The 22,049-nt window shown below is 62.6% G+C and carries 24 protein-coding genes and 2 pseudogenes; 15 read left to right on the plus strand and 11 right to left on the minus strand.

The window, feature by feature from the left end; translation table 11 throughout:
• Positions 1-241 precede the first annotated feature (241 nt).
• The 9 genes and pseudogenes from E5W87_RS02685 to E5W87_RS02725 all read left to right on the plus strand — a co-directional run.
• Positions 242-760 (plus strand): annotated as a pseudogene (locus E5W87_RS02685) (DUF4158 domain-containing protein); the annotation flags it as partial.
• Between the two features lies 1 nt (position 761).
• The gene (locus E5W87_RS02690) at positions 762-1,616 is read left to right on the plus strand and encodes a CopD family protein (RefSeq protein ID WP_292393714.1); all 855 of its coding nucleotides are present in this window, start codon (positions 762-764) and stop codon (positions 1,614-1,616) included.
• A gap of 194 nt (positions 1,617-1,810) precedes the next feature.
• Complete coding sequence (locus tag E5W87_RS02695) at positions 1,811-3,148, plus strand: LLM class flavin-dependent oxidoreductase (protein ID WP_292393716.1); 1,338 nt, start codon at positions 1,811-1,813, stop codon at positions 3,146-3,148.
• Between the two features lie 55 nt (positions 3,149-3,203).
• Positions 3,204-4,181 carry an ABC transporter substrate-binding protein gene (locus tag E5W87_RS02700; protein WP_292393718.1) on the plus strand — a complete coding sequence of 326 codons (978 nt, stop codon included), beginning with the start codon at positions 3,204-3,206 and terminating at the stop codon, positions 4,179-4,181.
• A 24-nt stretch (positions 4,182-4,205) separates the two neighbouring features.
• Positions 4,206-5,093, plus strand: a complete 888-nt coding sequence (locus E5W87_RS02705; protein ID WP_292393720.1) for an ABC transporter permease subunit — start codon at positions 4,206-4,208, stop codon at positions 5,091-5,093.
• A 2-nt stretch (positions 5,094-5,095) separates the two neighbouring features.
• Positions 5,096-5,857, plus strand: a complete 762-nt coding sequence (locus tag E5W87_RS02710; RefSeq protein ID WP_292393722.1) for an ABC transporter ATP-binding protein — start codon at positions 5,096-5,098, stop codon at positions 5,855-5,857.
• 12 nt (positions 5,858-5,869) lie between these two features.
• Positions 5,870-7,459: an FAD-binding protein gene (locus E5W87_RS02715; RefSeq protein ID WP_292393724.1), complete on the plus strand. Its 1,590-nt coding sequence runs from the start codon at positions 5,870-5,872 to the stop codon at positions 7,457-7,459.
• Positions 7,456-7,857 (plus strand): ferredoxin family protein, encoded by a 402-nt coding sequence (locus E5W87_RS02720; protein ID WP_292393726.1) that lies wholly within the window; start codon positions 7,456-7,458, stop codon positions 7,855-7,857. Before E5W87_RS02715 ends, E5W87_RS02720 begins: the two co-directional genes overlap by 4 nt.
• Positions 7,793-7,981 (plus strand): annotated as a pseudogene (locus tag E5W87_RS02725) (LLM class flavin-dependent oxidoreductase); the annotation flags it as partial. The gene E5W87_RS02720 and the pseudogene E5W87_RS02725, both read left to right, overlap by 65 nt.
• A gap of 3 nt (positions 7,982-7,984) precedes the next feature.
• Here the strand turns inward: E5W87_RS02725 and msuE are convergent.
• The 10 genes from msuE to E5W87_RS02775 form a co-directional block, all read right to left on the minus strand.
• Positions 7,985-8,551 carry an FMN reductase gene (gene msuE, locus E5W87_RS02730; protein ID WP_292393729.1) on the minus strand — a complete coding sequence of 189 codons (567 nt, stop codon included), beginning with the start codon at positions 8,549-8,551 and terminating at the stop codon, positions 7,985-7,987.
• Positions 8,552-8,556: 5 nt separating this feature from the next.
• Positions 8,557-9,363 (minus strand): sulfurtransferase, encoded by an 807-nt coding sequence (locus E5W87_RS02735; protein WP_292393731.1) that lies wholly within the window; start codon positions 9,361-9,363, stop codon positions 8,557-8,559.
• 77 nt (positions 9,364-9,440) lie between these two features.
• A complete protein-coding gene (locus tag E5W87_RS02740) occupies positions 9,441-11,093 on the minus strand; it encodes a vanadium-dependent haloperoxidase (RefSeq protein WP_292393733.1) in 1,653 nt (550 codons plus the stop codon).
• A gap of 197 nt (positions 11,094-11,290) precedes the next feature.
• Positions 11,291-12,124: an ATP-binding cassette domain-containing protein gene (locus E5W87_RS02745; protein WP_292393736.1), complete on the minus strand. Its 834-nt coding sequence runs from the start codon at positions 12,122-12,124 to the stop codon at positions 11,291-11,293.
• Complete coding sequence (gene ssuC, locus E5W87_RS02750; RefSeq protein ID WP_292393738.1) at positions 12,121-12,939, minus strand: aliphatic sulfonate ABC transporter permease SsuC; 819 nt, start codon at positions 12,937-12,939, stop codon at positions 12,121-12,123. The genes E5W87_RS02745 and ssuC overlap by 4 nt, the downstream gene beginning before the upstream one ends.
• Before the next feature lie 2 nt (positions 12,940-12,941).
• Complete coding sequence (gene ssuD, locus E5W87_RS02755) at positions 12,942-14,120, minus strand: FMNH2-dependent alkanesulfonate monooxygenase (protein ID WP_292393740.1); 1,179 nt, start codon at positions 14,118-14,120, stop codon at positions 12,942-12,944.
• Positions 14,117-15,067, minus strand: a complete 951-nt coding sequence (locus E5W87_RS02760) for a sulfonate ABC transporter substrate-binding protein (RefSeq protein ID WP_292393742.1) — start codon at positions 15,065-15,067, stop codon at positions 14,117-14,119. The genes ssuD and E5W87_RS02760 overlap by 4 nt, the downstream gene beginning before the upstream one ends.
• Before the next feature lie 252 nt (positions 15,068-15,319).
• Positions 15,320-15,520 carry a hypothetical protein gene (locus E5W87_RS02765; protein WP_292393744.1) on the minus strand — a complete coding sequence of 67 codons (201 nt, stop codon included), beginning with the start codon at positions 15,518-15,520 and terminating at the stop codon, positions 15,320-15,322.
• 57 nt (positions 15,521-15,577) lie between these two features.
• Positions 15,578-16,012, minus strand: coding sequence for an FAD/NAD(P)-binding protein (locus E5W87_RS02770; RefSeq protein WP_292393746.1), 435 nt, complete (start codon positions 16,010-16,012; stop codon positions 15,578-15,580).
• A 93-nt stretch (positions 16,013-16,105) separates the two neighbouring features.
• On the minus strand, positions 16,106-16,438 hold the full coding sequence (locus tag E5W87_RS02775; RefSeq protein ID WP_292393748.1) for a hypothetical protein: 333 nt from the start codon (positions 16,436-16,438) through the stop codon (positions 16,106-16,108).
• Positions 16,439-16,675: 237 nt separating this feature from the next.
• Here E5W87_RS02775 and E5W87_RS02780 point away from each other — a divergent pair, with 237 nt between their 5' ends.
• The 4 genes from E5W87_RS02780 (at position 16,676) to E5W87_RS02795 (ending at position 18,789) form a co-directional block, all read left to right on the plus strand.
• The gene (locus tag E5W87_RS02780; protein ID WP_292393750.1) at positions 16,676-16,870 is read left to right on the plus strand and encodes a hypothetical protein; all 195 of its coding nucleotides are present in this window, start codon (positions 16,676-16,678) and stop codon (positions 16,868-16,870) included.
• Positions 16,871-16,932: 62 nt separating this feature from the next.
• Positions 16,933-17,187, plus strand: coding sequence for a helix-turn-helix domain-containing protein (locus E5W87_RS02785; RefSeq protein ID WP_095486276.1), 255 nt, complete (start codon positions 16,933-16,935; stop codon positions 17,185-17,187).
• Positions 17,187-18,512: a type II toxin-antitoxin system HipA family toxin gene (locus E5W87_RS02790; protein ID WP_292393752.1), complete on the plus strand. Its 1,326-nt coding sequence runs from the start codon at positions 17,187-17,189 to the stop codon at positions 18,510-18,512. The genes E5W87_RS02785 and E5W87_RS02790 overlap by 1 nt, the downstream gene beginning before the upstream one ends.
• On the plus strand, positions 18,505-18,789 hold the full coding sequence (locus tag E5W87_RS02795; RefSeq protein WP_292393754.1) for a hypothetical protein: 285 nt from the start codon (positions 18,505-18,507) through the stop codon (positions 18,787-18,789). Before E5W87_RS02790 ends, E5W87_RS02795 begins: the two co-directional genes overlap by 8 nt.
• Before the next feature lie 113 nt (positions 18,790-18,902).
• On the opposite strand, the gene E5W87_RS02800 is transcribed toward E5W87_RS02795, so the two are convergent.
• Positions 18,903-19,691, minus strand: a complete 789-nt coding sequence (locus E5W87_RS02800) for a class I SAM-dependent methyltransferase (RefSeq protein WP_292393756.1) — start codon at positions 19,689-19,691, stop codon at positions 18,903-18,905.
• A 162-nt stretch (positions 19,692-19,853) separates the two neighbouring features.
• Between E5W87_RS02800 and E5W87_RS02805 the strand changes: the two genes are divergently transcribed.
• Together E5W87_RS02805 and E5W87_RS02810 are read left to right on the plus strand one after the other, a co-directional pair.
• A complete protein-coding gene (locus E5W87_RS02805) occupies positions 19,854-20,936 on the plus strand; it encodes an ABC transporter substrate-binding protein (protein WP_292393799.1) in 1,083 nt (360 codons plus the stop codon).
• Complete coding sequence (locus tag E5W87_RS02810) at positions 20,926-21,993, plus strand: iron ABC transporter permease (protein ID WP_292393758.1); 1,068 nt, start codon at positions 20,926-20,928, stop codon at positions 21,991-21,993. Before E5W87_RS02805 ends, E5W87_RS02810 begins: the two co-directional genes overlap by 11 nt.
• The last annotated feature ends 56 nt before the right edge of the window (positions 21,994-22,049 follow it).

Raw genomic sequence — 22,049 nt, forward strand, 5'->3', positions numbered from 1 at the left:
CTACCTGCGAAACCAGCGGGCGCCTGAACCTGTTCCGGTGGCCGACATAAGAAGACCACGACGGACCGGGACCTTAAGGGCCATGTTTGGGGCCGGAACAAGAGCTGTTCAGAATCTTGCGCTAAGGCCGAACGGAAAGTGAACGCCCGGATGTTCGCTGTGGATACGCCATTTGCCTCCTGTACCGCTAGGCTGCTTTGGACCGAGGCTTGGCCACTACCGTTCTAGCGTGGAGTGGAAAGTGGCCAGACGTGCGCTTCTCAAAGAACACGAACCAAAGACGCTACTCGACATTCCGATCGACGAAGACAGTCTGATCCGCCACTATTCTCTTGCGCCGGCCGATTTGCTGGAAATCCAGCTACGGCGGCGCGAACATAATCAGCTCGGCTTTGCGATCCAACTCTGCTTGATGCGTTATCCCGGCCGGCCACTGTTGGCTAACGAGGTTCCGCCGAAAGCTATGCTTGACTATGTTGCTGGGCAAATAGGTGCAAGCTCGACCGCATTCAGGTTGTATGCCCGTCGTGAGGAGACCCGCAGCAATCACATTGCTCATCTCCTAGGTTATCTACGGAAGCGAAACGCAACTGCCGAAGATCGGCGTGCCGCATTGCTGACGGCAATCGAGATGGCCTCAACAACAGATGCCGGTGCTTCGATAGCTGGCGCCATTGTGGCGGAGTTCCGCAATCGAAATTCGCTGCTCCCGGCATCCAACATTATCGAGCGGATGGGGATCGCGGCTCGCCGTCGCCGCGTTGCTTCTGGTTGGCGTGACGGTCGCCAGTGCAGGTCACGCCTCGACCGCATCACCGCGATACCTCACCATTCCGGCCGTGTTTCTCCATGCGGTGACGGTGGTGCTGTGGATTGGCGCCTTGGTTCCGCTTGGAGCCGTGCTCATCCGGGGTGGCGCGGCGCTGCCGATCGTCCTGCGGCGGTTTTCCCGTTTCATTCCCGCGATCGTGATAGTGCTGGCACTGTCCGGCACGGCACTTGCCGTCATTCAGGTGCAGACGATCCCGGCGCTCTGGAACATCGACTATGGCCGGGTGCTTCTGGCCAAGCTCGCATTGGTCGCAGCGCTGCTGCTGCTCGCCGCGCTCAATCGCTTCTACCTGACCATCGCCATACTCGCCGGCAGCGCAAGTGCGACGCTGCGCCTGACGCGGAGCGTCGGTGCGGAGATTGGTCTTGCGACAGCCGTCATCGCGGTGCTCGGCCTGTGGCGTTTCACGCCACCGCCGCGCGCGATCGCGGCAAACCCGGCTTTGTTCGAAGTCCAGGAAGTCAGCTCTGCGAAGGAGGGCGTCGGCGCCATCCTGTCGATCCGTCCGCCGATCGTTGGTCCGGTGAGGGTCGAGGTTGGCGATCTGCTTCTGGATGGAAAACCGTTCGAGCCGGTCGGCGTCAGTATCGATCTCGACAAGCCGTCCTACGGCATCGGCCCGTTCACGCGCGAAGCAAGCCCGGCAAGCGACGGAACCTACAGTGCCGATGGTTTCGTCCTGCCGCTGGACGGGTTTTGGATCGTTCGCGTCACCATCCTGGTGACGGATTTTCGTTCCGTGACACTCACCGATGTCTTCGACGTCCAGAAAGCACAGCAATGAACCGGCCGGCCGAATTCGAGGCTCCGCACGACATGCCCGGTATCGGCCGGAAAGGAGAATTCGACTCTCCGATCGGGAGAAAGTTCAGTACGTTATGCCTAGTCTACTAAATTAGTAGAAATTAGCCTGATGGGAGTCGGCCAGAGACGAAAGGTCTTTCGGTCGCGCCTGTGGTCACAGCCAGGGAGTCCATCATGCCTCAAAAACGTCAGCTGAAACTCGGCTTCATGCTCCACGGCGTCGGCATGGGGTGGGGTGACTGGCGCCATCCCGACGCCGACCCGACAGCCAGCACGAATTTCGCCTACTACAGGAAGCAGGCTCAACTCGCCGAGGCCGCGAAGTTCGATTTTCTGTTCGTTGCCGACAGCGTCTTCATCACCGAAAAATCCAGCCCGCATTATCTCAACCGCTTCGAGCCGCTGACCATCTTGTCCGCGCTGGCCGGCGCCACCTCCCATATCGGTCTCGTCGCCACGCTGACCGCCAGCTACAGCGAGCCCTTCAATGTCGCGCGCCAGTTCGCTTCTCTCGACCATATCAGCGGCGGCCGTGCCGGCTGGAACGTAGTGACGTCGTGGCTCGAGGGGAGCGCCGCCAATTTCAGCAAGGCTTCGCATCTTGCGCATGATACGCGCTACCGGCTCGCCGCCGAACATCTCGACGTCGTGCAGGGCCTGTGGGATTCCTGGGAGGACGACGCTCTCGTCCACGACAAGACGAGCGGCGTGTTCTTCGATCCGGCGAAACTCCACGCGCTCAATCACAAGGGCGAGTTTTTCCAAGTCAAAGGCCCGCTCAACATCGCGCGGTCCGCACAGGGCCAGCCGATCATTTTCCAGGCCGGCGCCTCCGAGGATGGCAAGAATTTCGCCTCGAGCCGCGCGGACGCGATCTTCGTCCATCACGAGAACCTGGAGGAGGGCAAGGCCTATTATCGCGACACCAAGAAGCGGGCGGCCGGCTTCGGGCGCGATCCGGACAAGCTCCTCATCCTGCCAGGAATTTGCCCTGTGATCGGATCGACTGAGGAAGAGGCTGAGCGCAAATACCAGGATTTTGCCGGTCTGACCTCAATCGAGAACGCGCTGTCGATGCTCGGCCGTCCGTTCAACGACTACGATTTCCTGCAGCACGACCTCGACGCGCCGTTCCCGGATGTGTCGGCCCATGGCGCAAACAGCAACCAGAGCACCTCGCGCAAGATTTTGGAGACTGCTGAGCGGGAAAACCTGACGCTTCGCCAAGTGGCGCTGCGTTTCGCGACGCCGCGTACGGAATTTGTCGGCACGCCGGAGCAGGTCGCTGACGCATTCGAGCGCTGGCTGGAGGAGCGCGGCTCCGACGGCTTCGTCTTCAATGTGTCGTTGCCGAGGGAACTCGAAGTCTTCGTCGAGGCCGTCGTCCCGACTTTGCAGAAGCGCGGCATCTACCGAACTGAATACGAAAGCGAGACGTTCCGCGGCAATCTCGGCATTCCGGTGCCGCCCAATCGCCATGCCGGGCGCCACGAAGCCGTCGCCGCCGAGTAACCTTTCCCGCGCTTTTCAACCGAAGCCCCTCTCACAAGCTGAAAGTGAACCTCCTATGAAAACGCTCAATCGACGCACATTCGGTCTCCTTCTCGGCGGACTCGCTGCCGTCGTCGTATTCGGTTCCGAGCCTTCAGCTCTGGCAGCCGAAGACCTCAGCAAGGTCGTTCTGCGCGTCGGCGACCAGACCGGTGCGACCAAGGCTAAATTCGAGGCGGCCGGCTTGCTCGCCGACATCCCCTATCAGATCGAGTGGTCGGTCTATCCGGCCGCCGTCAATCTGCATGAGGCGTTGAAGGCGGATGCAATCGACATTGGCCAGGCCGCCGATTCTCCGACTGTCAGCGCCATCGCCGGAGGCTCGAAGATCAAGGTCGTCGCCAACTATTCGAATCGCGGCCTTGGCAGTTCGCTGATCGTTCCGGCGAGCAGCCCGATCAGGACCATCGAGGATCTCAAGGGCAAGACCATCTCGCCGACGACGCGCGGCAGCGTCGCCCACTATCTCGTGCTCGGGGTCCTGAAGAAAGCAGGACTCACCCAGGATGATGTGAAGCTCGCCTTCCTCAATCCTTCCGACGCCAGTGCCGCCTTCCAGGCGGGAAGCATTGACGCCTGGGGGACCTGGGGTATCTACAAGGCGCGCTCGATCGGCACGTTGAAGGCAACCGTGCTGATCGATGGTCCCGGCATCAACACCGGCAACTTCGTACTGAGCGCCACCGACAATGCGTTGGCCGATCCTGGCAAGGTTGCCGCGATCGCAGACTTCTCCGACCGCATCGAGCGCGCATTCGACTGGTCGAAAAAGAACAAAGATGCCTATCTCGACTTCTATGCCGTCTTCACCAAGCAGGACAAGGCGACCATAGAGGGCCTCTACCCGGATGAAGCCGCCTATGTGAGGCAGCCGACCGACGACGCCTTCGCCGCGTCCCTTCAGAACGTCTTCGATACCTGGAAGGAAGCCGGCGTGCTGAGCGGCAACCTCAAGCTTGCCGACTATGTCTATCGCGGCTTGCCGACGAACTGAACGCGGTCCGAAAGGAACAGGTCGATGAGTTCGATCGCCACGATCACCATCGCGCCGGGCGCCGTCGAGAGGCGTCCGGCGGACCAGACGGCCAAGCCGGACGATCTGTTGGCACGGCAGCGCATCGAGCCGGTATCGACCGCCAGGCATAGGGTGCCACGTTGGCTGCGGCGCTTGTCGGGTCCGGTTCTCCTCGTTCTGCTATGGCATGTCGCGTCGCAAACCGGCGTGCTGCCAAGCGAGGTGCTTGCCGGTCCGACAACCGTGATCGGCAGCGCCGCCAAGCTCGTCGACAACGGCGAACTGCAGGATGCGATGCTGATCTCGCTCAGCCGCGCACTGGCGGGTCTGGCGATCGGCGGTTCCATCGGCGTGACGCTGGCCGTCGTCGCCGGCCTGTTTCGGCTCGGCGAGGATATGGTCGACGCCACGATGCAGATGCTGCGCACGGTGCCGGCCGTGGCGTTGATACCGCTGCTGATCATCTGGTTCGGCATCGGCGAGGCGCCGAAGATCGCGCTGATCGCGCTCGGCACGGCCTTTCCGCTCTACCTCAACGTCTATGCCGGCATCCGCAACGTCGATTCAACGTTGATCGAGGCGGGGCGGACTCTTGATCTCTCCCGGTCAGCCATGATCCGACACGTCGTGCTGCCAGGAGCGCTGCCGAGCGCGCTGGTCGGCCTGCGCTATTCGCTCGGCATCGCCTGGCTGGCACTGGTCTTCGGCGAGCAGATCAATGCTACCGCCGGCATCGGCTATCTGATGGCCACTGCGCGGGAGATGTTCCAGACCGATGTCATCGTCGTATGCCTCGTCGTCTATGCCCTGCTCGGCCTCGGCGTCGATTTCACCGTTCGCACTCTCGAAAGGGTATTCCTCGCATGGCGGCCAGCCTTCAGCGGAACTTGAACGTGGGCGAGGCGGTCGCGCCTCCGCTCACCCCGAAACGGTCGAAAGCCCCTCTGCCCGCGGTCAGGGTTCGCGGCCTCACGCGCCGCTTTGGCGAGCGCGAGGTGTTGAAGAGCCTCGACGTCGACATCGCGCCTGGCGAGTTTGTGGCACTGCTCGGCGCCAGCGGCTGCGGCAAGAGCACGCTTTTGCGCATCCTCGCCGATCTCGATCGCGAAATCGTCGGTGAGGTGGAAGTGCCAGTGCGCCGCGCTGTCGCCTTTCAGGCGCCGCGCCTGATGCCGTGGAAGAAGGTCTGGCGCAACGTCGTGCTCGGCCTGCCAGGAAGGCCTGACAGGGCGCGCGCGCTGGCCGCGCTCGACGAGGTCGGCATCGGCCACCGGGCCGACGTGTGGCCGAAGGTGCTGTCCGGCGGCGAGGCGCAGCGAACCTCGCTGGCGCGGGCGCTGGTGCGCGAACCCGACTTGCTGCTTCTCGACGAACCCTTTGCCGCGCTCGATGCGCTGACCCGCATCAAGGCGCAGGACCTAGTCGCCGAGCTCTGGCAGCGGCATGGCTGCGCCATTCTCCTGGTTACCCACGACGTGGAGGAGGCAGTGCTTCTCGCTGACCGGGTCCTTGTCATGAAGGACGGGGTCATCGCGCATGAGGAACGCATCGACCTGGAGCGTCCGCGCGACGTCGCCGATCCGGTTTTCGCCAGGATACGCGGCAGCCTTCTCGACTCGCTGGGTGTGCGCCATGGCACTCACGGCAATGCCTGAGGGTCTTGGACGATGAGCAGATCGAGCGGAGAGACTCTCGAACTGTCCGCCGACGTGCTGATCATCGGCGGCGGGCTTGCCGGAACCTGGGCTGCTTCGGCGGCGCGGCGCGCCGGTGCTTCCGTCATCCTCGCCGACAAGGGCTATTGCGGCACCAGCGGCGTCACGGCGACGGCGGGCCCAGGCCATTGGTGGATACCACCAGACCCGCCCGAATTGCGCGAGACGGCTATCCGCAACCGGAGAAAGACAGGGGCGGGCTTGAACGAGCCGGAGTGGATGGCGCGCATCCTGGCGCTGACCTGGGAGAGCCTTCCGACGCTCGATGGCTTCTATAAGTTCTCCACGGATGAGAACGGCGTGAAGCAGCATCGCGCCCTGCGCGGCCCCGAATATATGCGCGCCTTGCGCAAGCTGGTCGACAGCCTCGGCGTCACCGTTCTCGATCACAGCCCGGCCCTGGAGTTGCTGCAGCGGTCCGACGGGTCGGTGGCTGGCGCGCGCGGCATCAGGCGGCAGGCGGGTGGCGACTGGCAGGTGAACGCCGGCGCGGTCGTGCTCGCTACGGGCGGTACCTCGTTCCTGTCGCGCCTGCTCGGCTCGCACACCAACACCGGCGATGGTTATCTCTTGGCGGCGGAGGCTGGCGCCGAGCTCTCAGGCATGGAGTTCACTACCTATTATACCGTCGCACCGGTGCGCTCGACCATGACGCGCTCCATGTCCTACGCCTTCGCCACCTATTACGACGCGGACGGCGCGGTCATCGCGATGCCGCCGGGGCCTGAAACGACGCGCCCGCTGGCCAGGGCCATGCTCAAGGGGCGCGTCTTTTGCGACCTTGCCCGCACGCCGGAGGACATCCGTGCGCGCGTTCCGACGATTTCGCCGAACGTCATGCTGCCGTTTCGGCGCTGGGGCATCGATCCCTACAAGGATCGCTTCGAGGTGACGCTACATGGCGAGGGGACGATCCGTGGCATCGGCGGGCTGCGGGTCGTTGGCGATCATTGCCAGACCTCGGTTCCCGGTCTCTATGCGGCAGGCGACGCGGCGACGCGCGAACTTGTGGCCGGTGCTATTTCGGGCGGCGGCAACATCAATTCGGCCTGGGCGGTTTCGTCCGGCCAATGGGCCGGAGCGGGAGCGGCACGCCATGCCGCCGCCAACGGCTCTCAGTCCGGCGGGCGCGCCATCGGGCAAGCTGGCCTCCGTCCGGCCTCCGCGCGACGCGACGTCGATCTCGGTACGACACTGTCCACCATCCAGGGCGAGATGCTGGCCTACGACAAGAACATCTTCCGCAGCGGCGAAACATTGAAACGTTCGGCCGAAATTCTTGACGACGCTTGGGCGGAATTCGATGCACATGCCCAAGGCGCTGGCGACGCGCTCTTGAGGACACGTGAAACCGCGGCGATGCTGGCGACGGCACGCTGGTGCGCCGCGTCCGCCTTGGCCCGCGAGGAAAGCCGCGGCATGCACCAGCGCGATGACAGGCCGGAAATGGACCCCCGCTTCAACCGACGCATTCTCGTCGGCGGGCTGGACAAGGTCTGGACGGCGTCGGACTACGGCCATGCACTGGAACTTGCATCATGATCGAACTCGTCATCGCCGAGCGTTGTACGGGCTGCAACGCTTGCGTCGAAATCTGCCCGACCAACGTGCTTGAAGCGATTTCCGGCGATGTGCCGCGCATCGCCCGGCAAGAGGACTGCCAGACCTGCTTTATGTGCGAGCTCTATTGCCGGGCCGACGCGATCTATGTCGCGCCCGACTGCGAAAACCCGACGCCGGTCGACAAGAACGCAATCCTTGCCTCCGGCCTGCTCGGCGAGTTCCGCCGCAATCATGGCTGGGACGAATGGGCGGACGATCCTCGCTATCCCAACGAGCACTGGCGGATGGAGAGCGTCTTCCTGCGCGCGAGAATGGCTTTTCAGCGACGGCTCCGACGGCTTCAACATCATGTTCCCCCATCTTCCTGCCGGCCTTGACGACTTCATCGAAAAGGTGGTGCCGGAATTGCAACGGCGCGGGCTGTTCCGACGCGAATATGAGGGGTCGACGCTCCGCGAAAATCTCGGTCTGGCGCGTCCCAGGAATCGGTTTTTCGACTAGCCGTCAGGTTGAAGAGGCGCGCTCGACGCCGCGTCGGCGGGAGATCAGGAGAGAGCTCGCATCGTCGATCGCCTGTTCGCCTCGATTGCGAATGGCCTCAGAGGCAAGCGCACCGTCGAGGAAGTCCTTGTCCGTCGCATAGACCGCGGTCGGCAAGACGAGCGCTTCGAAGAAAGCAAAGAGCGGTCTTAGCTGATGCTCGACCATCAGCGCGTGCCGCTCGCCGCCGCCGGTCGCGGTCAGGAGCACGGGCTTGCCGCGCAGCGCAGCCGGATCGACAAGGTCGAAGAAATGCTTGAACAGGCCGGTGTAGCTGCCCTTGTAGGTCGGCGAGCCGATGACGAGCATCTCGGCCGTGACGACCGCGTCGAGCACCTTTCGGCCTGTATCATCGAGGTCGCGCGACCAACGTGCCGCCCCGAGCGAGGTACCGACATCGTCCAGATCAAAGGTCACCGCCGCAAGACCATGTCGATGCGCGATCTCGCTGACGAAATGCTCGACGAAACCACGCGTCTTGGATGGCCGCGTGAGATTGCCTGAGAAGCCGACGACGGTGGGGTTTGTCATGGCTGTCACCGGGTTTGCGGGTCCACGATGACCGGGCAGCTCTCGTCCGTCGCCCAGTCGGCGAAGCTCAGATAGTAGGCGCGGACATCGTCATATCCTGCCCGGACCGCGGCGGCGGCCGCGAGAGCCGCCCGGCCACCACCGTCGCAATGGGTGATCACATGACCCCCGGCCCGGAGTCCGGCCTTAGAGAGGAGATCCCGCAGAGCGCTGGGCGCCTTCAGGCGGCCATCGTCGAGCAGGCTCGCATGCGGAAGCAAGCGCGCGCCCGGCAAATGGCCGCCCCGAGCGTTGCGCCGCAAGTCCGTGCCGGCAAACTCGTCCGCCGTTCGAGCGTCGAGAAGTTGGACGCCGTCCAGGTCGGCCTTCAGCGTCGACCGGTCGACCAGCCGGACGGGTCCAGCTCCTGGTCGAGCTTGGAACGCCGCTACTTCCAAAGCTTCGGGTGCTTTTGCCAGAAGTTCCGTACGTTCGCGGATCGCAGGCCATCCACCGTTCACGATCAGCGCTTCGGCTCCGAAATATTGAAGGATAAACCAGACACGCGCAGCTTCCGTCATGCGGCCATCGTCATAGACAACCGCGCGCACGGGGCCGCCCAAGCCAAGACAGGCGATCGCACGCTCCCAATAGGGGATGTTCTCGAACGAGGTCTCGCCCGACTTTGCTGCCGCCTCCCAAGTCTCGATCGGCACACGTATAGCCGCAGCCGGGTGGTGGGCTTCGAATGCCGCGGGTTCGCGAACGTCAAGCAGACGAAACGCGCCAAGCGAAGGCAGTGCGTCGGGCTCGATGATGGGATCGCGTGACATCGGATTTTTTGGCGCAGGGGGCGCGGCGCCGAATTGTGCCGCAACTGCATTTTGGGCGAATACTGGCATTGGAAACGCTAGACCTCGACCTTCGTGCCGTCGTAGCGGGTGAATCTGAACCCCTCGAACGGCTCGCGATATGTTTGCCGCTCGTCACGAAGAATGCTGATCGCGAGCTCTTCGCCGAGCGCCAGCGACGCCGAGAAATCCGAGCGCCAATGGATGCCGGCCCAGTCGCGGCCGACGCCGTAGTTCCAGGCGAGCTTGTTCAACTCGCCTCCGACAGTGAGCGGCTCGCCCTGGTAGGGGATGAGCTTCGTCGGATCCTTGGGATCAGTCTGAACCGGGTTCGAAATCACGGCGTCCTCATCGAAGAGCGCCTTGAGGATCGTCACGTTGGACGCGGCGATCTGGGCTGCTCCGCCGGGATAGCTCGAGTGGATCGGCGCGCCCTCGGGGTAGACGTGCGACAGAAGATGGCTGCCGAACTTGCCGACGCTTCGCACCAACGCAGCCGAGTTCAGGACGTCGCTGTGAACCGGATAGACGTCCACCTTGTTGGCGATCCGGTGATGGATCAGCCCGCCATACGCTTCCGGCCGCAAGGTGCGGTGGACATAGAACTTCTGCCAGTACGCCACGCGGATGGCCAGCGAGGCGGTGATCGGCAGCAGGCTCTGCGCGTAGGGCAGGCCGAACGTGCCGTAGCCGCCGGTCTGCGTTTTCGACTTCGCATACGGATTGGATTTGCTGAACGGAATTCCAAAACCGCCATAATCCGGATTGGCCTTGTCCGGCGCGACGCCGAGCAGCAGGGCTGCCGACCAGAAGGCGGCCGGGTTGTTGTGGACGTATTCGGCGAGGTCACGGCCGGTCGCGATGTAGCGCGGCGTCGGGTCGAAGCTGGTCGGCTTGGCTGGGGGGGTGCCGTTCTGGATGACTAGCCACTCGTCGTAGCCGGTCAGGAAGTCGGTGCCCGCTGCGGCGGTGCGAATGCGGGCGGGGATAAGCTGGCTGCCGTAAGGAGCGTCCTTGAGCAGGAACTGCGAGATGTAGGGACCCTGGAGCGTGCCGGGCGGCGTCACATAGCGACCGGTTCTTCCTGACGGATCGGCCGCGTCGACGTAGAGCGCCGTCCCCCGGAACAGCGATTGTGGAGTAATGCTTCCGTTCGTGCGCGGCCCGTTGAAAGCGGCGAGCTTGCTCAACTCGTCGACCGCGGCGAGCACGTCCTTGTTGCTGGTGTCGTCCGTCAGCTCGGACAGCGGGACATCGCGCAGCAGCGACTGCCAATAGAGCTCGACGGCCTCGCTGGCCCGCGTCGCGCTGTCGAGTGCGGGCGCCGGCGGGATCGCGTACTGCGGGCCGACGCAGCCTGTCAGGTTCACGGCGAGGGAACCGATGGGATTGAGCTGCTTGCGCTTGCCGCCGAGCGGTATGGCCTCGAAGTCGGCCGGATCACCTGAGGCGTAGGCCTTCAGCGTCGCGTCGAAGGCTCGTCGGTCGACTTCGCCGCGTTCGTCGTGCGGCAGACCGCGCGTATCGGAACCGATTAGGTTTGGGTATCTCACTTCGTCGCCATTCACTGGGTGCGGCGCGAGCGCCACCGCGAAATCCGCCACCGCGGCGCTCCGCACGACATAGGCGTGTTTGCGGAAAACAAGTTGGGCATCCGTCTCCTCCTCGCCGGCCTGCGCACTGGCCGAGCCGACCACCGCGAGGGAAGGCAAGCCTGTAACAGCTATCGCCGCTACGCCTCCAGCCGCTCCAAGAAACCGGCGGCGGCCGCCATTGTGGACATCTGCCCTATCCGGTGCAGATACCTCACGGCCAGTTTGGCCTTCGCCTTCTAATCCGCGATGCAAGTGCGTCATTGCGATCTCCTTGTTTCGCCGAAGCGCTGCACCGATTAGACGGCATGCCGCGCCTATACCTCTTCGAGAATTCGCGCTTGCAGGGCGACGGCCGACGTGTCCGCGGCCTCGCGTCGAGGGCGAGGGAGATCGACAGGAATGTCGAGCGCTATGGCGCCGTCGCGGATGACGATCACCCTGTCGGCAAGGGCCACCGCCTCGGCGACATCGTGAGTGATGAGAACCGTCGTGAAACCGTGCTCGCGCCAGATGCGCTCGAGCAGACGGTGCATTTCCATGCGCGTCAGCGCGTCAAGAGCCCCGAACGGCTCATCGAGGAGAAGAACACCGGGCCGGCTCACCAGGGCACGGGCAAGGGCGACGCGCTGGCTCTGGCCGCCCGACAAGACCGCGGGCCAGTCATTTGCCCGATCCGCAAGCCCGACATCGGCGAGCGCTGCCATGGCGGACTCGCGCCAGCCATTCGCCCGTGCGATGCCGACATTGCCGAGAACACGATGCCAGGGAAGCAGCCTTGCGTCTTGAAACAAGAGCCGCACGTTCGACTGGAGCGATTGCACCCGGGCGTCGCCGATGGAAATCGTCCCGGCGCTCGGCTGATCAAGTCCTGCGATGAGGCGCAGAAGCGTGGACTTGCCGCAGCCGGAGCGCCCTACGATCGCCAGCAACTGCCCGGCTGGAATGGCCAGATCCAGCTTGGATAACACCCGTCTGTTGCCAAACGACTTGGACAAGCCGTTGAGCTGCACAGCCTTTCCGTTCGCCGTCCGCGCTTCTTGCTTCCGTGGCACAACCTCCCGGAGCGTGGTTGCGTCGTGTGGGGCTGTATCGGTTTCTTGGAACACTGCACCTTCGTGCAGCCGAAGCGCGCTTGCAGCATCTCTCATGGTACTGCTTCCCTGGTGGCGGCGGGTTGGTAGGCCGGATGCCAGGCGAGAGCGCGCGTCTCGATCAGCCGGGTGAGCGCGTCGGCGAGCTTGCCGAGGAGTGCATAGACGATGATCCCGAGTACCACGATGTCGGTCTGCAGGAATTCGCGCGCGTTCATGGTCATGTAGCCGATACCCGAAGAGGCCGAGATCGTTTCGGCGACGATCAAAGTCAGCCACATGATGCCGAGCGAGAAGCGCAGCCCGACAAGGATCGATGGCAGCGCCCCAGGCAGGATCACCCGCCAGAACAGCGCCAGGGGGCCGAGCCCATAGACGCGCGCCATCTCGATCAGCCTGACGTCGACGGTGCGGATGCCGTGAAAGGTATTCAGGTAGATCGGAAACGCGGTTCCGACCGCCACGAGAAAGATCTTCGCCTCCTCACCGATCCCGAACCAGAGGATGACGAGGGGAATCATGGCCAGGTGCGGCACATTGCGCAGCATCTGCATCGACGAGTCGAACACAGTTTCGGCCGGCCGCGAAATTCCGGCCAGAACGCCGAGAATAAAGCCGATACCCCCGCCGATAGCGAGCCCCTTCAGCGCCCGTTCCGTCGAGATGGCGGCATGGGTGAGAAGCGTGCCATTGCGGAGATTTTCCCAAAAAGCGGCGGCCACCGCGCTGGGTGCCGGCAGCAGGCGGGTCGAGATCACTCCGCTGCGCGAAGCTATTTCCCATTCGACCACAATGCCGATCGGCAACGCCCAGGACGCGACGATCTGCAGTGCCGTCGCGCCTGCGTTTCGAAGCTGCGTCTGGTGAGCCATGGTCAGGATGCCTTTCGCGCCGCTGGCCGGATCTCGTTGGCGATGGTCTCGCCGAATGGGCCAGTGTTGACGGAAAGGTTCGCCTTCTCCGGTGCATGGGCGAGCGGAAGCAGGGGGAAGACGAGCTCGGCGAAGCGGTAGGCCTCCTCGAGATGCGGGTAGCCGGAGAGGATGAAAGTATCGATGCCGATCGACCGATAGTCCTCCATCCGCGCCGCGACTTCCTCGGCCGAGCCGACCAGCGCGGTCCCGGCGCCGCCTCGCACCAGGCCAACGCCTGCCCACAGGTTCGGGCTGACCACCAGCTTATCGCGGCGGCCGCCGTGCAGCGCGCTCATCCGGCTCTGGCCGACGGAGTCCATGCGCGCGAACACCGATTGCGCCTTAGCGATCGTTTCGTCGTCGAGATGCGCTATGAGGCGGTCGGCCGCCGCCCAGGCTTCTTCGGACGTCTCACGGACGATCGCGTGGAGACGGATGCCGAAGCTGAGCTTGCGCCCGTGCTTCCGCGTTGCCGCCTTGACCTTCGCGATCTTCTCCGCAACGAGCGCAGGCGGCTCGCCCCAGGTCAGATACTTGTCGACCGTCTCGGCGGCGACTTCGATCCCTTCCTCAGAGGACCCACCGAAATAGAGCGGCGGATACGGCGCCTGGACTGGCGGAAACAGCAGTTGTCCGCCTTCGATGCGAATGTGCTTGCCGGAAGTGTTGACCGTCTCGCCTGCAAGCAGCGCCTTGTAGGCATGGAGAAACTCGCGGGTAATCTCGTAGCGGTCGGCATGGCTCGCGAAAATGCCGTCGCCCCTGTTCTCGACGGGATCGCCGCCGGTCACCACATTGATAAGGAGGCGGCCGTTCGACAGACGGTCGAGCGTCGCGGTCATGCGGGCTGCCACCGTCGGCGGCTGCAGCCCTGGCCTGACCGCGACCAGGAACTTCAACTGCTCGGTGGAGGTCAGCATCGCCGAGGCGACGATCCAGGAGTCCTCGCAACTCTTTCCCGTGGGCAACAGCACGCCGTAGTAGCCGAGGTGGTCGGCAGCCTGGGCAATTTGGCGCAGATACGGCAGGTCTGTGGCGCGCCCGCCAGTCGCTGTGCCAAGATACCTGCCGTCTCCATGAGTCGGCAGGAACCACACCACGTTTACGCGGTCGGGAGGAAGCTCGGCCGCGACATTCACGACTGCGGCTTCCTCACTGCATCGGCGATCGAGATCGCGGTCGGGATGAGGCCGAGTTCGAAGAACACGTCAGCGATCTTCTGCTGCGCGGCCACCACCTCCGGTGTAATCGGCTTCACGCCGTAGGACCGCCGCTGGACGGCGACTGCGAGAACGTCCGCAGGGATCCCGAGTGCCGGCGAAAACTGTTCGGCCACATCGCCACGGCTGGCGTTGATCCAGGTGTCGATCTCGCCGAGGGATGCGACGAGGGTGTCGACCACTTCGGGCTGGGTGTCGACGAAGTCGCGCGAGGCAAGGTAGAATTCGTGGTTGTCTACGACGCCGTTGCCGTTCGCCAGTTGGCGGGCGCCGGTAGCCGCTTCGGCGGCCGCGAGAAATGGCTCCCAGATCACCCAGGCATCGACGGCCTGCTTCTCGAATGCGGCGCGTGCGTCGGCCGGCGGCAAGAACGAGACTTCTACGTCAGAATAGGCCAACCCGGCTTTCTCCAGCGCCTTGACGAGCAGATAGTGAACGTTCGAGCCCTTGTTCAGCGCCACCTTCTTGCCCTTGAGGTCCGCGACGGTCTTCAGCGGACTGTCCTTGGGAACCAGGATCGCCTCGGCTTCCGGCGCCGGGGGCTCGTAACCCACATAGACGAGTGGAGCACCTGCAGCCTGCGCGAAGATAGGCGGCGCCTCGCCAGTCGTGCCGAAATCAATGGACCCGACGTTGAGTGCCTCGAGGAGTTGCGGCCCCGCCGGGAACTCGGTCCACTCGACCGTGTAGCCCTGCGGTTTCAGCTTTTCCTCAAGGAGCCCTTTTGTCTTCAGCAGGATGAGTGTGCCGTACTTCTGGAACCCTATTCGGACAATCTTGTCGTCCGCATGAGTTGCGGTGGCGGCGCCCAGCGCAATGGTGCCGGCGAGAGCGAGCTTCGCAAGGTAGCGTATGAAGGCATTCATCAATCGGACTCCTCTTCCCAAGGTCAGTACAGGACTTTGAAATTAGCTGGCATGAAGCATGCCGCAGTGCTCTGCGCCCGCAATTCAGGGCGCGGTCGGGAGTGCCCGATTTCATTGAGAGTAACGGGCGGAAGGAGCCCTCACAAAGAATATTCTACTAATAATATAGAATTTGTTGGGAACAGTTTCGCTTGGATGAGAGGGACCGGCGAAGCACGGGCCCGTGCCCGAACAAGCAAGCGCCACTTGGCGTCACGTCGACGAAGGCTGGCTGAGCAATGCGGTCGCGAGGCGCTGGCATTGAACGCGGATGTCCGGGATCGCTTCGATTTCGAAAAAGGTGCCGCGGGTAAGCGGACCCACTGCTGAAATGCGATCGTTGCGGATTTCCTCTCGGCTGATCAGGGCGCCGTCCGTGGAGACGTCGAGGCCGATATGAAGGCCAGAACGCATCGCTGCGTCACAACGCTTGAACCATCCGCCAGCCGCAGTTCCAAATACTCATCGCGCTCAAGGATTCCGACGCTTTCCTCGTCGATTATCCGCAATCTTCCAGATGAGCTGTTCTTTTTCGGAGTTTCGTGCAGCAGTTGTCCAAGATATTCGGCCATACAGGCGACGGGGCGCGAAACAGGTTGTCGGATCATCGATCCGGATGTTGCGGTTTTGCAGCCAATGCACGAAATGGTCGGGATCGTCGGCGAAGGCGCTCATGTTCGAGGCTCGGACGTTGAGAACGTGATCCGGGAAATCCGTCGAATAGGCCAGGCCCCGCCCGAGCGACCTACGCTTTTCAATGATGATGATGTCGAGGCCGGGATCGCGACTGCGTAGGAGATGCGCTGCCATCAGAACGCCGCTTGCACCGCCGCCGATGATCGCAATCGACCTGGTCGATGCCGTAGGGGCGGCCGAATTCCACTTTCCGCGATAGGCGACCGTCATCACCGCGCGACTCATGCGGCTCGCAAGCGTGGGGCGCAACCCGGGAGGAGAATATGGAGAAAGCCGACACGCTGCTCCAGTTCGGTGTGATTACTAGGCGGCGTCGAGATTGCGCAGACGCTCGACACAGAGCGCCCGCAATACGCGCGCCGCATCCGCATAGGTCAACTGCTCTTCGCCAGATGCAAGAAGCCTCCCGGGAACCACCGCGGCGACATCCTCCAGAATGCGAATCGGAAGGAGATCCGAACAGCTTCGCGTACGCCCGAAAACCGAGCTGATTGGGACCGACTGACCTTCGAATTCGACCAGCGGTTCGCTCATGTCATGCTCCCAGCCTTCATAGGCGTCGAGGGCATCGGAGAAAGCCTGATGCAGATAAATCGGTGCGTGGCCTTCATGCAGTGCGGGAAGCAATCGCGTCATCAATTCCTCCTGTGATCTGCTAACGAACGCAAGTGAACTCATGAGACTCACACTGGAACTGGCTGCCAAACAGCTCGGTCCTGATCTTGAAATTAACGAAAGTGGGTAAGGCCTACCAATGGCCGTACATGCGGCGCGGGGTGCGGAGAAGGACTGGGAGCGCGTCCGGCTGTCGTATCGGGCGAAATCGGTCGATGCGCCTTCGGACAAGCCCATAATGAAGGACAGGATGCAGGCATGAGCTGCGCCGACGCCGTTCAGCGTAATAACGCTCGCCGCGGCGACCTCTTCGTCATCTGCGTAGCGCTGCCGCTTGCGTTCCCCATGCGCCTTCGCTTCATCGGCAAGCTTCTAGGATTGATCAACTGGTTGCACCATACGCAAACGCGTATTTTCATCTTTTATACGCCTGCGCGTATATCTAAATTTTAAACGCGAACGCGTATATTGACAGTTTATACGCCCTCGCGTATATTGATGTGTGGAGGACTGCTGTGACCGATCAGATCGCCCGCACAGAAAAACAGCTCGGCGCCATCCTGCGCCGCGCTCGAAAACAGGCACGGCTGAGCCAGGGGGCTCTAGGCGAACAAATCCATCTGCGCCAGGGCACTGTCTCACGTCTGGAAGCCGGAGAGCCCGCTGTCCAGCTGCGCACTTTAATGGAAGCGCTTTCGGCTCTGAACCTTGAACTGGTCGTCCGGCCACGCACCCAAGGCAGTGCCGCCGATATCGAGGACCTGTTCTGATGGCACGAAAACGCGCTCACGCTCCTCTCAATGTCTTTCTGAACAACCGCCATGTCGGCGTCCTGCGCCGTGAGGCGACAGGTGCTATCGACTTCCAGTACGGACGCGACTGGCTGAACTGGCGCGGCACGTTCCCAGTGTCACTGTCGCTGCCCTTGCGCGAGGATCGGTATATTGGCACCCCCGTCATCAATGTGTTCGACAACCTGCTGCCTGACAGCGACCTCATCCGAAAGCGCGTCGCCGAACGCGTTGGCGCAGACGGCACAGACGCCTTCAGCCTGCTGACGGCCCTCGGCCATGATTGCGTCGGCGCACTCCAGTTTCTGCCTAATGGCGTCGAGCCCGGGACCGCCGGCGACACCGACGGCAAACCGATCACTGACGACGAGATCGCCGACATTATCAAGAATCTCGCGGCAGCACCCTTGGGCATGGGCGAAGACGAAGATTTCCGAATCTCGATCGCCGGCGCTCAGGAAAAAACCGCGCTGCTGCGTAAGGACGGCCAATGGTTCAAGCCGATAGGAACGACGGCAACCACCCACATCCTCAAACCGCAGATTGGGCAGCTTCCCAATGGCATCGACCTCTCCAACAGCGTCGAGAACGAATATCTATGCCTCAGACTGCTGCATTCGTTTGGTATCCCCACACCCCCCGTTGAAATCGCCGATTTCGGGGAACGCCGCACACTGATCGTCGAGCGCTTCGATCGCCTTTGGGCAAGAGATGGGCGACTGCTGCGACTGCCGCAGGAAGACATCTGCCAGGCGCTATCGATCCCGCCGACAAAAAAGTACCAGTCTGATGGTGGTCCCGGTATGCGCGAGATCATCAATCTGCTCAAAGGCAGCGACACGCCTGATGCCGACATCACGACGTTCATGCGTGCGAGCATCATATTCTGGCTGCTCGGCGCGACCGATGGGCATGCAAAAAATTTCAGCATTTTCCTCGGTCCCGGCGGGCGCTATCGCATGACACCGCTGTACGATGTGCTGACAGCGCAGCCGAGCCTCGACCAGGGCCAAATTCAACGCAAGAAATTCAAACTTGCGATGTCCGTCGGAACAAATCGCCACTATGCCATCAGTGACATCGTGCCAAGACATTTCATGCAGACGGCAGATATCGCTGGTGTCGGCACTCCGGCGATGCGGGCGATTTTTGAAGACATTGAAGCCAATGCCGATCGGCAAGTACAAGCTGTTGTCGGGTCGCTGCCCGGTAGCTTCCCCGATCAGCTTGTGACCTCGACCGTGGCGGCCATCAAACACCGCAGCCAGCTCGTCGCAAATTCTCTGGAGGCTTCTCATGTCTGAGTCGGGGCAACGCCCGCGCATAGCAATCCTTGGCTGGGGCTCTCTGATCTGGGACAAGCGCCCCGAATTCGATGAAAAGCATGCCCCCTGGGAAGATGATGGCCCGGCACTTAAACTGGAATTCTCGCGTATTTCAGATACCCGAAACGGGGCTCTGACCCTGGTGATCGACACTGACTACGGTCAGGAGCGCATCGTCCAATATGCGCTTAGTACCCGCACAAACCCGGCCGATGCCGTCGCTGATCTGCGCTGCCGCGAAGGCACTGTCATCTGAGCTAGCAGACCGGCAGCTATTCGTTGTCGTGCCGTCACCCCGCTCCTTTGAGGCGACGGACGGCTTCAAACGAAGCAGGCATGGAGCGACCGACGCCGGCAGCGCCGAGGAGTTTACTGCGGCTTTGTCGCGCAAATCGCGAAGCGGTGTTGTGTGGCTCGTTCGATCGCCTTAGGCCAACTCAACTGTCGAGCCTGAGCGCGATGGATCGCGCGCAGTTTCCAGTCGACGACGGGCTGATCGAACCCGGCTTCGGCCAGCAAGCGCACTATCTCTCCCGCCCGTGCGCCGCCTGAAAAATAGACGCGGGCAAGAATGCGTTTGTGGCGTCTGGCCATCGAGTCGCCGTCATTATCCGCGACCTGGGACTTACGGGTTGTGAGCTTTTCCCAAATGTCCCGCAAGCCCATCGCCCAGTTGCGGCTGACAAAATCCCCGTCGATGACCAGCAGCTTGCCGCCGGGCCTCAGCAGCGAGAACCATTCGGCAAAGGCCGCCTTCGGATCCAGCAGCGTCCAGACGAGGTGACGGGTGACGATGACATCGTAGCTCGCCTTGTCCTCGAGCGTCCGTTCGGCATCCCTCACGATGAAGCGGATATCGGCGCCGCGGTTTTGTGCCTTGGCGCGCGCCTTGGCGAGCATGGCTTCCGACCAGTCGAGGCCTGTCACCACAAAGCCGAGATCGTGCATCAGATGCGAGATAACGCCCGTCCCACAGGCGAGATCCAGAGACGCCCGCCCGGCGCCTGGCCCAAGGTGCCTGCTTATGAGCGCATGCCAGGCAGCGCGCTCGCGCTCGGAAAAAATCTCGTGGCCGACCTGCAGGTCGAACGTCTCGGCGCGGTCGGACCAATAGTCCCGAATTTCGTCGCGCAGCGAATAATTTGCGTGAGCCGTCATCGCCCGAAACGCTCTCCTCCAAAGCCGTACATTGGAATTGCTCTAAAAGATAATTCTTGATTACACAACTCATGTTTTCTAAGCCGTGGCGGCAAACTAAATCACGAGAGCACAATGATTTTGAAGTCGATATTTGCGGCCGCAATCGCCCTCGCGGCGTTCATGCCGCTTACCCTCGGCGCGCGCGCCGAAACCGTCACCGACATTAGCGGCCGCAAGGTCGAGGTAAAGACGCCAGTTGAGAAGGTCATCCTTGGCGAAGGCCGGCAGATCTACCTGATTGCCGCGCTCGATACCGACAATCCCTTCAAGCGGATCGTCGGCTGGCGCGAGGATTTCTCCCAGGCCGATCCTGACAATTACGCCGTCTATCTGGAAAAATTCCCCTCGATGGCCACGATCCCGACCTTCGGCGGTTTCAAGGACGGCACCTTCGACATCGAGCAGGCCATCGCGCTTCAGCCGGACGTGATGATCATGAATATCGAGTCCAAGCAGGCAACCGAAGATGCGCAATACATCGAAAAGCTCGCCGCCGTCGGCATCCCGGTGGTCTATGTCGATTTCCGCGAGCATCCCTTCACCAACACCGAGCCGAGCATGCGCCTCATCGGCAAGCTCTTTGGCCAGGAGGAGCGGGCGGAGGCGTTCATCGCCTACCGCGCGGCCGAGATCGCGCGGGTGACCGATGTTATCGCAAAGAATGGTCCCAAGCGCCCGACCGTGTTCATCGAGCGCGCCGGAGGCTATTCCGACGATTGCTGCATGAGCTTCGGCAACGACAACTTCGGCAAGTTCGTGGAGATGGCCGGTGGGCAGAATATCGCGGCGGACCTGATCCCGGGCACGTTTGGCGCGCTCAACCCCGAACAGATCATCGCAAGCGATCCCGACCAGGTGATTGTGACGGGCGGTAACTGGGAGGCGTATGTGCCAGGCGGCAAATGGGTCGGTGTCGGTCCCGGCGCGGACGAGGCGGAAGCACTGAAGAAGCTCAAGGGCCTAACGGAACGGCCTGCGCTAACCGGCGTCAAGGCGGTGGAGAACGGTCGGGTCCACGCCATCTGGCACCAGTTCTACAACAGCCCCTATCAGTTCGTCGCCATCCAGCAGATGGCCAAGTGGCTGCACCCCGACCTGTTCGCCGATCTGGACGCCGAGGCCACCTTCAAGGAGTTGCACGAGAAGTTCCTGCCGGTCGAGTACAGGCCTGGCCATTGGGTCTCGCTCTCCAATGAGCAGTGAACCAGCGGCATTAACGGCCAAGGACGGGCGCGGCCTCTACCGCGCCCTCGTCCTGCGCAAGCAGCTTATCCTCGCAGGTCTCGTCCTGGCGCTGCTCCTGAGCCTTTGCGTCGACCTCGCGCTTGGCCCTGCCAGCTACAGCCTCGACCAGGTGGTGCTCGCCCTCGTTGCTCCCGGCAGTGTGCCGCTTCAGGTGCGCGTGGTGCTATGGGAAATCCGGCTTCCCATCGCGCTGATGGCCGTGGTCGTGGGCGCAGCACTGTCGGTCGCCGGGGCCCAGATGCAGACCATCCTGAACAATCCGCTCGCCAGTCCGTTCACGCTCGGCATTTCGGCGGCGGCCAGCTTCGGCGCCGCACTCGCGCTCGCCTTCGGCGTCGCGCTCGTCCCCGCCGCGATCGAATATGTCGTGCCGCTCAACGCCTTCGTGGTGGCGATGCTGACCGCGCTCGTCATCCACCTGCTGAGTCTCAAGCGCGGCGTGACGGTTGAAACCATCGTGCTTCTCGGCATCGCGCTCGTCTTCACCTTCAATGCGCTGCTGTCGCTCGTCCAGTATCTTTCCTCAGAGCAGGCGCTCGCCGCGGTCGTGTTCTGGACGATGGGAAGCCTCACCAAGGCGACCTGGCCCAAGCTCATCATCACCAGCCTCATCCTTCTCGCAACGCTTCCGATATTCGCGCGCCGCGCCTGGGCACTGACGGCGCTGCGGCTAGGCGAAGACAAGGCCGCGAGTTTTGGGGTCAAGGTCGCACGCCTGAGGCTCGAAACCATGATGATGGTGAGCCTGCTCGCCGCTATTCCCGTCGCCTTTGTCGGCACGATCGGCTTCATCGGGTTGGTCGGCCCGCACATCGCCCGCATGCTGATTGGAGAAGATCAGCGCTTCTTCCTGCCCGCTTCCGCGCTTGCTGGCGCCCTCATCCTTTCGGCGAGCTCGGTTGCCAGCAAGTCGCTCATTCCAGGCACGATCTTTCCGATCGGCATCGTCACCTCGCTTGTCGGCATTCCCTTCTTCATCTCGCTGATCCTCTCGAATGTGAGGCGCTCATGGTAACGATCAGGCTCGATGGTCTCGGAGCGTTTCACGGGGCGCGGCTCGTCCTTTCGGAC

It is taken from the genome of Mesorhizobium sp. (assembly GCF_004962925.1).
Lineage (GTDB): Bacteria > Pseudomonadota > Alphaproteobacteria > Rhizobiales > Rhizobiaceae > Mesorhizobium.